Here is a 15,233-nt window from a genome sequence, read left to right on the forward strand (position 1 = left end):
TGGAAATCAGGGCTAGGGTAGGCCCAACTTGTTATATTCTAGGGTATTAAGGGTTTGCAAATGTAAATAGACTTTTCCGTTCTGTAAAGAAAAATACAAAAAAATGTTGTTTGAATATTTAAAATGAGCATTCATGTGGCAGGGCTTAATTTGTTTTTTAGGAGTAATTACGAATGAGGTTAATTGATTGGTTTATATACAGCAAAAAAAATAATTTGGTTTTGCAGAGGCTTTTGGATTATAATTTAAAAAATTAGGTTCATCGACGCTCTGCGATTTTTTATCCATATAGAAAATAGGATTACTGAGCAAATGAATAGTAGTTCCTTATTTGTTCACTATACGTTACTTATCAGATTAAAATAATAAGCCCTGCCGGAGTTTATTTCCGACAGGGCTTTTATATGTTATATCACAAAGTGATTCTACCTCCTAAGAATCACTTTGTGATATTCTCGTTTATCTCCCCAGCTGATCTCAAGTGTATATATGCCAGCAGCCTTTGTGGTAAACCAGTCACTGACCTGATTCCCCATTTCCTTCATTTCCAGTACAGGAAGAGTTTCGTATTGTCCCGTTGCAGAAATAATCCTAAGTGTGATCGGTTCGTCTCGATAAGCAGAAGGATCCAGAATTTCTATGTAGAATGGATAGCCTGTGGTCGGGTTCGGGAATACTTTCCAGCGAGTGGTGCCAGGCAATGGCTCGACTAGAATAGACCTGGTTTCACTATAGGTAAAGTCCCCATCGAAGTCAAACTGTTTCAGTCTATAGAAAATATGGCCTCCGACAGCCGGCAGCTTCCTGTCAGAATAGCTATATTCCGCTTCCTTTTGTGAATAGCCTGCTCCGGCTACCTCATCTATTTTCTCCCATTCCTTGATATCATTCACTGCTCTTTCGATTTCAAATCGATCATTTTCCCACTCTTTTGCTGTGGCCCACGTCAAGTCTCCTGAACGCTGTATGGAATTATACTTCGTACGGAAATATAAGTAGTCAACTGGAAGGATTCGGAAGTTTGGATAGCGGATATAAACTACCCCTTGATATCCATTGCTTCCTCCCGTCCTTCCGGCCCCACCACCTGAGCCATAGGTGGTAGCTGGTAATCCTACACCAGTATTATTACCTCTGCCTCCAGCATAGAAGGTTGAACCACCCGATGTGTATTGACTGCCGCCCATTCCAGGCTCGTTGACGATAGCACCTGTAGATGTACCGCCGCCGCCTGCCCCATAATGCACATCTTCCCCAGAGATAGCTTGTATGACACCATTACCGCCTGAACCAGCACTCAACTGGTTTGCTTCTCCGCTGCCGTTTTCACCAGCTACAGTTGCACCCCCGCCACCAGCGCCAGCGTTGCCAAAGGAGTCACCAAGTCCATTTCCTCCATTATTTCCATTATTTCCATTTCCTCCATTGGATTCATCAGTTCCATAAGCTGCACCACCCCCGCCAGAGGCACCGGTACTTCCTTCCCTTACTGAGGAAGACGCATTGGAAGATCCACCTCCGCCCCCTCCAGCTGCTGAAATATCTGAAAAAGCATTTCCGCCTGCATAATTAAAAGTTAGACCTTCGAAAGTTGACCCTTCGCCATCTTCACCTTGCTGGTTGTTGGAACTTGCTCCTAAACCTTGACCGCCCGGGGTAATATTAAATGTAGCACCTTGCAGGCCAGGAAGCCCATTCATTGTAATTCCAGTAAATTGTTGATAAATCACGGCTCCTCCGCCTCCGCCTCCAGCGGCATCACCAAAGCCACCTCCGCCGCCGCCACCGACAACGAGCACTTCAAATTCGTCTAATCCATCCGGTGCTGTCCAAGACCATGTGGAGCAATCGCCTGTTATGCGGATTACTGTATAGCCCTCAGAATCGGTGTATTGGTAAACATCTCCAGTTCCACTACAAGGAGGTGGAGTCGAACAGTCGTAAGTAATTACAAATCTGCCATTAGATCCTGTCGTGCTAACGATGGCCTGTGCTAATCTATTGGCTGTAGGTTCTGTGTCAGGAACCTGCGTTGCAAAAATATCTGAGCCATCAAATATTAGGAATATCTGTTGCCCAGGGGCAACTGCAATAGTTGCTGTACTAGATCCGCCATCTCCAAATACTTGAATAGTCACTTCGCTTACACCTGCTCCAACTGAATAAGTAGCGTTTCCATCCGCCTCTAAGTATTCAGTACTACAATTAATGCCATAAGGAACAGTATTGTTACTTGGCACTGAGTAAGGACAAGTATCAGCGATTCCTTCGATGGAATTTATCGTGAGGATGGTGGTCCCTTCATTTGAATAAGGAAGAGACTGGAGTGTAAACTGGCCAGGAGTGGTCACAGTCACTGTAATCGTCTGATCTGCAACTGCATTAGCACCACTTGTGCTGTAGTTTATTTCGTAATCTCCTGGAGCAAGTTCTGGACCAAATACTGTAAATGTGGAACTGCCAGGAAGTGAAGTCGGATTGACCACTTGAATATCCGAAATAGGGTAGGATGGATCTTCTACCGTGATAGTACCTTCAGCATCTACGGTTCCGCAACCTCCTGTCAATGGGATGCTATAATTGAAAGTTCCTACTTCAGTCGGTGTTCCTGAGATGGTAATGTCTCCTGAGCCTGTATCGAAGGAAGCACTAATTCCCAACGGAAGGCCATTGGCTCCGGCAACGCCTTCATTTACTATTCCAGTTGCACCTGTCGTTCTGTGAATAAGGGTAATTGGAACTACAGTATCCAAACATAATACTGGATCAGGGTTAACAGGTGTCACTGTATTTTCTGGATTTACTGTGACAACAACAATGTTTGAAGGTGAAGATGCGCACTGAACTCCATTTAAGGTAGAAACAGTAATTCTTTGGAATTCTGTAGTTTCTGTTAAGGATGGTGAATCATATGTGGAATTAGTAGCACTAGAAATAGCGGTCCAAGTAGGATTTGATGAATTTCTAAACTGCCAGATATAGCTAATAGCTCCATCTCCTGCCCCGGCGTCAGTACTTGTGAATTCAGCAGGATCTTCCCCTGCACAGATAGTTTGATCTGCAGCTATAGTTCCCGCTATTGGTTCACTTTGTAAAGTAATTGTTACAGGATCACTTGCTTGCCCTTCACAGGATAAGCCATTGACTGTAGAATTGGTATATCTTCTGTATTGTGTAGTCTCCGTTAACAGAGGTGGGCTGTAATCAGCACCAGTTGGGTCTCCAGGCACACCTACCCAATTAGGAGTAGTAAGATCGGTGTTCATTTCCCATCGATAGGAGATTACTGCTCCAACATCTTGTGGATTATACACACTACCAACTATGGTGGAAGGAGTATCTCCTTCGCAAACAGTTTGATCGCTGGCAATTGTACCTGCATCTGGAACATCTTTTACTATAATCAATCCCTCTACCCGTACTTGCTGACAAGAGCCAGTAGTAAATACTTCGTATGTATACTCTCCCGGAGTAGTTGGAGAGCCACTAATTCTCAAATTCAATCCGTTCCAAGTAGCTGTAACACCTGGTGGCAAACCAGTAACAAGAGGTCCATCCAAACCGCCACCAACAGCATATTCAATATCTACAATTGGAGAATCTTCGCAAACAATTTGGCTATCATCAGTACCTGGATCAGAGGTTAATCTGATAAACGGTGAAAGCGTACCGAAGGAAATATCATCTAGTGCAAAGTCATTACCACCGAGGGCAGTATTCAAATTAACAATTTCAATAATAGCAGTAGTGGCTGTTCCAGAGCTCCAGCTTGGATTGGACCTAAATTCTCTCCAGTTATCTAGCCCTACTTCATTCTCATCGTCAGGAGTCGGGGCAGTAGATAAATCCAAAACAGTTCCAACCAATTGTCCATTGATTTTAAATTGAAGCCTAGCAGGTGATCCCGGGTTCAAATTCATGGCCCAGGCTGAAAAATAATATTCAGTGAATTGCTCTACTGGGACTTCTTGCCTCCAGATAACTGGCTGACGTAGTGGACTTCCAATAAGCTTACCACCATTGACCATCATAAAATTCCTAGCCCCTGTAGCATTATTGGTATGGTCTCGACCATGGAAATTAGTATGATATCCAACATTGTCACTTGGACTCCATGCACTTGTATCTACTGCATAAAGGCCCTCTGGCCATAATCCAGTATTACCGTCGACATTTCCGTTTCCAAGTCTTCTAAGGTATCTAGAAACTTGATTTGTTCCGTACTCCGTAAAGAAACTTGGATTTGCAGGGTCAAAGTTTGTGAATGATCCATCTACAATTAATTCTTCTGCTATACTTATAGAAGCTGTATTAATACATCCATCTGGAGATGTAGCGGTTACAGAGTAAGATCCTGCGATATTGACAGTAATAGATGCTGTTGTTTCTCCTGTACTCCACTCCCATGAAGTGCCTGTAACATTTGAACTGGCCACCAAGAGTACACTACCATCTACCGCACAATAATCCGCTTGCAATGTGATTACTGGAGTAGGATCAACGGTAATGGTGAAGGTTTCTGAAGGACCAGAACATCCATTAACTGTTGGTGTCACTGTAATTGTTGCGGTGATCGGTCCTGAGCTAGGATTCTGGGTAACGAATGCAGGAATATTCCCGGTTCCGGTTGCTGCCAAACCAATAGATGGATGACTATTCGTCCAATTATATATTACACCTGCTACTCCATTTCCGCTAAAATTCACCGGAGTTGTAGATTGACCAGAACATCCAACATCTTGATTAGAAATAGGATTTACTGTTGGGGTAGGCCGCACCAAGACATCCACTTCAAAGCTGTTTCCAATACATCCTTCTGGTGTAATTGGGGTAACAGTGTATGTTACTGTCTGATCAACAAGGGATGAATTGGTCAGAGTCTGTGAAATATTGGCCTGAGGGGTAGAGACATTTGATTCTCCGCTTACATTTCCATTGGTAGAAACAGTCCATGTGTAAGTCGTACCTGCAGGAACAGAGCCGTTAGTTCCGTTTATAGGAGTAACATTAAATGTGGCTCCACTACAGATGATGGTTCCTGTAATATCAGATATCACGGGTGTGACATTGACATCTGTGGAATTTGTAACTGCAGATACTGCTGTACAACTCCCTGCATTGGAATAATTTACAGAAACATTCTTAGTACCGCTCGTTAACCAAATAAGGGTAACAGTATGATCGTTTGATCCTATACCTCCAGCAGTAATTGTATAATCAATTCCTGAAGTTCCGGGTATTGTCCAAATATAGTTTGCTTGCCCTGGTTGGGTACTATAAGTCACCGGAGCTCCTATACAAAGGTCAGTCGATGGAGCAGCTGTAAATGTAGGAGTTGGAAGTGGACTTACATTTAAAGAGTTTGAAACAGCCGTTGCCGCTGTACAGTTATTCGAATTGCTATAATTAACACTTACATTTTTAGTGCCACTAAACAGCCATCTTAAGGTCACTGAATTATCAAATGGTCCAATTCCACCAGAGGTGATGATATAGTCTGTTCCAGCAACACCCGGTACAGTCCACACATAATTGTCTTGCCCGTTCTGAGTTGTATAGGTTACCGTGGTTCCCACACAAACTTCAGCAGGTATGGAGGTAGAAAAGGTTGGAGTTGGAAGGGCATTGACTATAATAGAATTAACCACCGCAGCTACTGCCGTACAACTAGTGGAATTGGTATAATTGATAGAAACATTCTTAGTTCCAGCAGTAAGCCAAGTAAGCGTAACCGTATTACTGGTGCTTGCAACGCTTCCTCCAGTAATGGTATAATCTGTTCCTGAGGCACCCGGAATTGTCCAGATATAATTGGCTTGACCAGGCTGGGTAGTATAGGTAACTGATTCTCCCACACAAACCTCGGAAGGTGGAGGAGCTATAAATGTTGGGGTTGGAAGCGCATTTACAGTGGTAGAATTGACTACAGCGGTTGCTGCAGAACAATTACTTGCGTTTCTGTAATTGACTGAGACGTTTTTCGTGCCAGCAGTCAACCATCTAAGCGTAACTGTATTACTTGATGTTCCGATTCCACCTGCGGTAATAGTGTAATCGGTACCCGCCGTTCCTTGAATCGTCCATGCATAATTGGATTGACCAGGTTGGGTGGAATAAGTTATTGGAGCGCCCACGCATACCTCTGAAACAGCTGGAGCTGTGAAAGTTGGTGTAGGTAATGCATTTACTATAGTGGAATTTATAGTTGCTGCAGCAGCAGTACAATTGTTTCCATTTGTATAATTAACAGATACTGGTTTGGTACCACTTGTTAACCAAGTAAGCGTAACTGTGTTGCTGGTATTTCCAATACCTCCTGCAGTAATGGTGTAATCCGTACCTGCTGAACCGGGCACATTCCAAATGTAATTGGATTGACCCGATTGAGTGGAATAAGTAACTGATGTTCCTACACAGACCTGAGCTGGTGGCGGAGTAATAAACGTTGGAACTGGCAGTGCATTTACAATGGTAGTGTTGACAGTGGCGGTTGCCGCAGCACAATTGTTTGAGTTATTGTAATTAATAGAGACATTCTTGGTTCCAATAGTTAGCCATGTCAAAGTTACGGTATGATTTGTTGCTCCAATTCCTCCGGAAGTAATGGTGTAATCAGTGTTCTCTGTTCCTTGGATAGTCCAGACATAATTAGTTTGACCTGACTCAGTGGTGTAGGTGATGGAGCTGCCAACACAAATCTCACCTGAAGGAGCTGGGGTTAAAGTTGGAACTGGCAATTCGTTTACCACAAAGCCACCTGAAATACTGGAAGTTTGATCAGGTCCGCATCCTCCTGAACTGGAGACTACCACATAGTAGTATCGAGGAGTATCAACGGCTACATTGGAAGGAGGAGTAAATGTGTCAGAGTCCGTACCTACTTGGATATCTGTTCCTGGATTGATTACGCCAGTGGTATTGCTATACCATTGGTATGATAAGGTTCCAGCGCCAAAAGCACTGACAGATATTGGACTAAATGGCCCTTGACCCTCGCAAATTATATCTCCAGTAAGATCTTCAGAATCGATAGTTGTTAATGGGTTGACAATATATGCTCCTGAAATCGAAGAAGTAACTGTTCCGCAGCTTGGACTTGTGGCAGTAGCATAGTAATACCTTGGTAATCCATCTGCCACACTTGCATCAGAAGGAGGGGTGAAAGTAGAATTGGTTTCTCCGGTGATCAAGATGCCCCCGGTGTTGTCAGGAGTAGTATTTTGATACCATTGATAGTCGGCGGGAATACCTCCATCTCCTGTTGCAGAGATTATAAGCTCTGAGAATGTGCCAGATTCATAACAGAATTCCTCATTTGGAGCTACTGGATTAAGATCGATGTTAATGGAAGTTCCCGATGGTGAAACGATGTATGCACCAGTAAGATCAGAGGTTTCTGGACTCCCACAAATTCCCGATACCACTACATAATAATAGGAGATTCCTTCAGGAGAAGAAGGGGGTGTAAAAGATGCTGAAGTAGCACCACTGACCATGGTGCCAGGATTAGTTCCGATAGGTGAATTGTCTGGTTTACGATACCATTGAAAAGTCAAACCTGAACCTGTGGCGGTAATGGTGATCGGATCAAATCCATCACCAAAACATTCGGTATCACCCACCTGGCCTGGATCAATCACCGGATCAATAGAAACTGGAGTGCTTATTTCAATCGTATTCGAGGCAGGACTAGGTATTGAGCAGCCATTTGCATCGGTGTAGTTGACGGTAACGGTTTTGCTTCCAGCACTTAGCCACTGGATAGTAACCGTATTACTGCCTGTTCCTATACCTCCTCCAGTAATATTGTAATTTGTTCCTGCAGTACCTGGAATATTCCAATCATAATCAAATTGACCAGTTTCTGTGGTATAGGTCACGGCATCGTTGAGGCAAACCGGATTAGTTGGTTCTACAGTCAAGCTTGGCGAAGGCAGCGGATCCAAATTAATGGTATTGGAAGCTGGTGCGACACCCGTACATCCATTTGCATCAGTATAATTTACGGTGACAGTTTTAGCTCCGTCAGTTAACCACTGTAAAGAGACTGTAATACTGCTAGCGCCAATACCTCCTGCTGTAATCGTGTAATCAGTACCTGGGGTACCAGAAATAGTCCAAGTATAGTTGGATTGCCCTGCCTCGGTAGTGTAGGTTACTTCTTCTCCAATACATACCGGATCGGATGGCTCGACAGTGAATGTGGGCACAGGAAGAGGGTCAAGTGTGATGGTATTGGAAGCCGAGACTGCACTGATACAGCCATCAGGATTAGTGTAACCAACCGTCACGGTTTTATCTCCGTCGGTCAGCCATTCGATGGTGACGGTATTACTGCCTGTACCAATACCACCCGCTGTAATAGTGTAATCAGTCCCTGAAACTCCAGTAATCGTCCAGATATAATTAGATTGTCCAGCCTCTGTAGTATAGGTGACCTCATCTCCAATACAAACCGGATTTGCAGGCTCAACAGTGAAGGTTGGTACAGGTAGAGGATCAAGGTTAATGGTACTGATTGCAGGTACTGAACCTTGACAACCATTAGCATTCAAATAATTTACCCCAACGGATTTTTCACCATCGGTCAACCAAACAATTGAAATTGAATTATCAGTATTGGTTCCCCCAGAGATTAGGTTAAAATCAGTTCCTTCCACTCCAGAAACCAACCATTCATAGTCCGATATTCCAGCCCCGGATTGTGTGCTATAGGTATATTCTTGACCAATACAGACTGGGCCTGAAGGTGCTGAGTTGAAGGAAGGAGCGGGTCTTGCATTAAGATTGACTGTGTTTGATGCAGGGCTTGCTCCTGCGCATCCACTGGCATTTTCATAATTGACTGTAACCGTTTTGGAACCTGTTGTCAACCACTCTATGGAAATTGAATTGGTAGTAATGGCACCAGCAATAATAGAATAATCTGTCTCTTGAACTCCTGATAGATTCCAAGTATAGTTTGAACGCCCTGATTGGGTTGTATAGGTCACCACTTGGCCGAGACAAATATCACCGTTTGGTTCAATATTAAAAGAAGGAGCAGGTAGAGGACTAACTGAAACTGAACTATTGATATATGTGGCAGCTGAACATCCGCTGGAATTAGAATAGCTTATGAATACTTGTTTTGTACCCTGAGTTAACCATGTTAGCGTAAGAGAATTGTCTGTGTTGCTACCGCCGGAGGTTATCGTATAATCGGTTCCCACAGTTCCGGAGATCTGCCAGTCATAGTCGAATTGACCTAATTGAGTAGTATAAGTTACCTCTTCTCCAATACATACCACGCCCGAAGGCGCTGCAGTAAAGCTAGGGTTGGGAAGTGGATTGACCGTAAGGCTACGGGTAGCAAAATCATCCGGACAGCTTCCTGAGCCTGCTACCGTATAGGTAATGGTTATTGAGCCGCTGGAAATAGCGGTGACCGCTCCGGTTGAACTATTGATAGTGGCGACCGCTGGATTACTTGAGGTCCAAGTTCCACCCAGTGAGGTAGAAGCAAATACGGTGTTTTCGCCGACACAGAGTTCATCAACACCACTCAAAGTGCCGGCATCTGCTAATGGAGTAACCGTGATGGATTGGGTTTCAAAATCATCTGCGCATCCTCCATTACCCGAAACGGTATAAGTTATAATAGCCGAACCTGCAGCTACTCCGGTCACCACTCCAGTTGCAGGATCTACAGTGGCCACAGCCGGATTTCCTGATGACCAAAGGCCGCCTGAAATAGTCGAAGAGAAAATACGGGTACCTCCTTCGCAGACTTCTGGATCTCCACTCAGCGTCCCTGCATCAGGCGGAGCAGAGACAGTAATTTGGATAGTGGTTTCTGGTGCTGGACATCCCCCACTGGAAGGAAGTCTATAGATAATATCCACTATACCTTCAGAAATCCCCGTCACCAAACCTGTACTGGAAACCGTGGCAATAGCTGGATTAGGTGAAGACCAAGTACCAAAAGCGGTGGTAGATAAAAGCTGGGTATCCCCACCGATACAGATGTCCTGATTTCCACTTAGGGTACCAGGGCTGATGGGCGCGTTAACAAAGACCGTTCTGGAAGAAACAGCAGGTTGGCAACCTAAAATCGTATATCGGATAGTTGTTGGGCCAGCACTAATTCCGGTGATTACACCAGTGCTAGGATCAACTGTAGCAATAGAAGGATCTGCCGAGGACCATTCTCCTCCACCAAAAGTAGAAGTAAAGGTAGTTGTTCCACCTATGCAAATGGAAGAGGGGCCATTTACAATCCCTGCCGATGGAGTATAGGTTAATTTTACTTGGCCATTTGCTCCTCTGCCCCCAACAGGTGAGCCCCCATTGTTATCTCTTCTTGAACCACCACCTCCACCGCCAACTTCCGTAGCAGAGTTTCCATTACCACTTGAACCTGTTCTACCATTTCCACCATTTCCGCCTCCTTCTGGTGCAGTTGCTCCATTTGAGTTAGTGGTGGAAGATGTATAATTTCCATCTTGATTTGTTCCAGCGGATGATCCCCCGCCGCCACCATTAGTTCCTCCATTAGCCCCACGTCCACCGGAATATCTTACCTCACCAACTCCGCTTGAAGCAGCTCCTCCAGTTGCTCCGGTAGAAGTATTATTTGGAACAGAATTTCCTCCAACGGCTCGAACTAAATCTGTCCCTGGTGCTGAAGTAAAATAAAATCTTGAGGAACCTCCCGCTGCGGTAGAATTACTTCCAGCACCTATTACATAGGTATAGCTTTGCCCAGGTGTGACAGAAATAATTGATTGAGAATAAGCTCCCCCACCTCCTCCTCCATAAGCATTACTGCCACTTGTTCTGCTACCACCACGTCCACCACCGCCCCAAGTTTCAACTATAACCTCTGTTACTCCATTTGGAACTATCCATGTATTAGATCCCGAAGGTGTATTTGAAAAATCATAAGTAAACTCACATCCACAGTCTTCAACGATGATGGTTCCCGTTGCCGATGCAACTCCACAAGTGCCCAGTAATTCGATGCTATAGTTGAAAGTTCCTAGCTCGGTAGGATTACCCGTTATATCAATCGCCCCTGTTCCCGGATTAAATGTGGCACTTACTCCTGAAGGTAGATTGCTGATTATGCCAAGCCCTGTCACTCCCGTGGTACTGTGGGTGAGGTTGACGTTTCCTGTGAAAAAGCAGACGGTTTCAGTTGTGACTGGAGTGACAGTTTTACCAGAATTAACCTGTATGGTTTTGGTAACTACAGCAGGACTGCAAGAACCGCCGCCTGCCGTGAGTTGTAAGGTGATCAGGCCTAAAGCACTATCATTTGGCCCGGCCGTGTAGGTCGCAGTAGCAGGATTATTGGCATTGGTCCAGGTTCCGGTTCCATTAAGATTAGTCCATGTGCCACTAATGGCGGCACCACCGATACTTCCTCCCATCGGGGCAGAAGTTTCACCATCACATATCTCTGCCAAGGCACCTCCGTCATTTGCTGTTGGACTGGCTGTAATCGTAAGGGTTTTTGTAGCGGTAACTACTCCACATCCCCCATCCACAGTGGTTAAAGTAAGAGTTATAGTTCCGGTTTCTGAGGCTCCAGCCGTGTAGGTTGCATTTGCCGGATTGTTTGGATTATTCCATGTGCCAGACCCTCCGCTCCATTCTCCTCCTGCAGCTGATCCTCCCACGCTTCCACCCATTGCTGGGGTGGTTTGCCCTTGGCAAATTCCTGACAAGGCTGGACCTGCGATGGCTGTTGGAAGTTGATCAACAGTTACCTCTACTGGAACAGTTGTGTTCTCACAACCAGCAGCACTTATTGAAACTCTTCTATATCGGGTCGTCACCGTCAAACCAGCAGGAGGGTCATAGCTAGCCGAAGTAGCACCTCCAATTGTAGTCCAAGAAAAAGAAGAGCTTTCTGCTCGTTCCCAGCGATAAGTTGCGCCACCTCCAGCTGTATTATTCGAGATAATTCCAGGGTTTCCTCCACTACAGATAGTTTGTGTTCCAGTTATGGAACCAGCATTTGGAGGACTTTGCACGGTAACTTGAATGGGAGTAGTTACTGACTCGCATCCAGCTGTAGCAATGGATACTCTTCGATATTGGGTGGTAGCTGTTAACCCTGAAGGAGGATTATAAGTCGCTCCTGTCGCTCCACCAATTGGAATCCAAGTAGTAAAAGGACTTACTGCTCTTTCCCATCGATAAGATGAGCCAGTTCCAGCTGAAGTGCTGGTAAATGCTGCGGGATCTCCACTCGAGCAAATCGATTGTGCTCCTGAGATTGAACCAGCAGTGGGAGGTGCAACGCTATAAGTAATTCTTATTTCACCTCGGGCACCATCGCCGCCACGATGTGTTACAAATCTAGAAGTTGTTCTAGATCCTCCTCCTCCTCCTCCAATAGCATCTCCGGGATTCCCATCACTATTATTTTGGCCAGAACCTCCGTTTCCTCCGTTTCCTCCGTTTCCTCCATTTCCCCCTCGGCTTGACGTTGCATTACCGCCGTTGCTACCAGCTGTGATGGTTCCAGTTCCTGAATTACCTCTAGCTCCTCCGTCTCCATCAATCTCTCCACCTTGACCCCCATTAGCTTGTGCTAAGACGATTCCTGCCCTTCTCACAAAAGAATTACCACCATCATCTCCATCATCGCCATCGCCACCAGCACCGCCAGTCCCAACGCTAATATCAAGTATTTGTCCTGGGGATACTGAGATTGTAGTTACAGAATATGCTCCCCCGCCGCCGCCTCCACCTGGTCCATCACTTCCAAAAAACCAAAAATCAAAAGATCCAGCACCACCTCCACCGCCTCCCCAGGCTTCAATGCTAATTGAGGTTACTCCTGCTGGTACGGTCCAGGGATTAGGAGTATTAGTAGAAGAAGTGTAAAATAAGGTATTGTTGCATTGCCCCTGTACCTCTCCACCACAAAAAATCATCATCCCTAAACTCAACACAAAAACCTCCACTAATCGGTTAGAATGGATCTTCTGAAAAATGTCTTTTATCGCCTTTGTAAACTTAGAAATCATACGCAGGGTGCTAGTTGAGTTTGGGTGGCTGATAAATAAATCCCATAATTAACTATAAATATTTGTTAATGAGATGTGTTAGGATTTTTTATTTCTTAATAACTGATCTCCGAAAATAATTAAAAACCATGGATTTCTAACCTTTTCACAAGATGAACTGCGTTTTTTTATGGTCAAAAAATTCTATTGTAGCAATAAAACACATTTGTGTGCTCTTCGGTCCTTCTGCTCATCGGACCCGAAAGCTACCGGGATGCTTGCAGCGAGCGCAGGAACACAAAAAAAACCGACTCTCTCAAGCCGGTTTCAAATTTTATAACAGCACACTTGTGCTGAACGAATTCTAAGCATTGGACATCAAACACCCGACACCCAGCATTCCTACCCATTCATACTGATCAAGAACTCAGCATTATCACGGGTTCCTTTCATCCTTTGCAGAAGGAATTCCATAGACTCCTGAGAATTCATATCGCTCATCAACTTGCGAAGGATCCATACACGTTGCATTTCTTCTTTGTCCATAAGCAAATCTTCCCGACGCGTACCGGAATTAAGCACATCGATGGAAGGATAAATTCTTCTGTTGGCCAGCTTACGGTCCAGGGCAAGTTCCATGTTACCGGTTCCTTTGAATTCTTCAAAGATTACCTCGTCCATTTTGGAACCTGTTTCTACTAGAGCAGTAGCGATTATAGTCAAGGAACCGCCATTCTCCACATTACGTGCTGCACCGAAGAAACGCTTTGGCTTATGAAGTGCATTGGCATCCACACCACCGGAAAGAATCTTACCTGAGCTTGGGACTACCGTATTGTGTGCTCTGGCAAGTCTTGTGATAGAATCCAACAGGATCACTACATCATGACCTACTTCCACCATACGCTTAGCTTTTTCCAAAACGATATTCGACACTTTCACATGTCTATCAGCTGTCTCATCAAATGTGGAGGAAATTACCTCTGCATTTACCGAACGAGCCATATCAGTCACTTCTTCAGGACGCTCATCGATCAACAAGATCATCAAGTGAACTTCCGGGTGATTTTTTGTGATTGCATTCGCGATCTGCTGTAGTAAAACAGTCTTACCAGTTTTTGGCTGAGCAACGATCATCCCTCTTTGGCCTTTTCCTATAGGAGCAAAAAGATCAACAACTCTAGTTGAGAATTTATCCCCTGTAGTTGAAAGGTTTAGTCTTTCTTCCGGGAAAAGTGGTGTCAGGTATTCGAAAGGAACGCGATCTCTGATTTCGTCTGTTGTCTTGCCATTTACTGTGGCTATTTTCAAAAGAGCAAAATACTTTTCACCTTCTTTAGGTGGTCGAATGGATCCTTTGATATGATCTCCGGTTTTCAAGCCGAAAAGTTTTACTTGGCTTGGAGAAACATAGATATCATCTGGAGATGCTAGGTAGTTGTAATCTAGCGAACGAAGGAAGCCGTAGCCTTCTTGCATCATTTCCAGCACGCCTTCGTTATCAATCACACCATCGAATTCGCGAGGATTTACGCCTGGTCGTCTACGATTAGTATGAGGAGCAGTTTCGGCTGCTGGAGCCATCGCTTCGTCAGGTGTCTTGAAGTTTCTTCTTTTAGGAAGCTCTACTTCCTGCTCAGCCTTAGCTGGTGCCGGAGTGTTTGCTTGCTTTTCTTCTTTAGTTTCTGCGGAGGTTTCTACCTCTTCTACTGCCTTACGTCTTGGTCTGAAGGTTTTTGGCTCCTCGGAGCTGGAATCAGTCTGAGGTAGAGGTTTTCTTTCAGGGCGATCTTGTTGCCCTTCTTTTTTAGCTTTCCAGTCTGGTCTAGGCTCTTTCGGTCTAGGTTCAGGGGCTTTTTTAGGCTCTTCAGTTGGAGTTTCTTCGCTTTTCGGAATTGCCGTTACGTTCTGTCTTTTGAACTTAGGCTTGTATTCCGGTTCTTCTACTGGCTTAGCGGCAGCTGCAGGCTTTGGAGTCTCTGCGGGAGTTGCTGGGGCTTTTGCTGCTTCAGGGGTTTCGGCAGCAGCAGGTTTCTTTTTAGGCAAGGATTGCTCTGGGGTGATGGCTTGCTGATCAAGGATAGCATAGACGAGTTCGTCTTTCTTTAGAGTTTTGCGGTTTTTGACACCTAGCTCCTCAGCGATTTCCTTCAGTTCAGATAATAACCTGAGTCTGAGTTCTTCTATGTTGTACATAAAGAGGGGATGAAATAAATAAAATGTAGTAAATGC

The 15,233-nt window shown here is 44.8% G+C and carries 2 protein-coding genes; both read right to left on the reverse strand.

Going from position 1 to position 15,233, the window contains the following annotated elements; genetic code table 11:
- Positions 1–425: 425 nt before the first annotated feature.
- On the reverse strand, positions 426–13,022 hold the full coding sequence (locus AACZ87_RS21400; RefSeq protein ID WP_339870119.1) for a glycine-rich domain-containing protein: 12,597 nt from the start codon (positions 13,020–13,022) through the stop codon (positions 426–428).
- Between the two features lie 381 nt (positions 13,023–13,403).
- Positions 13,404–15,197 carry a transcription termination factor Rho gene (rho, locus tag AACZ87_RS21405; RefSeq protein WP_339870133.1) on the reverse strand — a complete coding sequence of 598 codons (1,794 nt, stop codon included), beginning with the start codon at positions 15,195–15,197 and terminating at the stop codon, positions 13,404–13,406.
- Positions 15,198–15,233: the final 36 nt, after the last annotated feature.

The sequence above is a fragment of the uncultured Algoriphagus sp. genome, assembly GCF_963974365.1.
Lineage (GTDB): Bacteria > Bacteroidota > Bacteroidia > Cytophagales > Cyclobacteriaceae > Algoriphagus.

What these genes read in the sequence shown, in the direction of transcription:
- rho (WP_339870133.1), bottom strand. Translation starts at nt 15,197, where the DNA reads ATGTACAACATAGAAGAACTCAGACTCAGGTTATTATCTGAACTGAAG.
- AACZ87_RS21400 (WP_339870119.1), bottom strand. Translation starts at nt 13,022, where the DNA reads ATGATTTCTAAGTTTACAAAGGCGATAAAAGACATTTTTCAGAAGATC.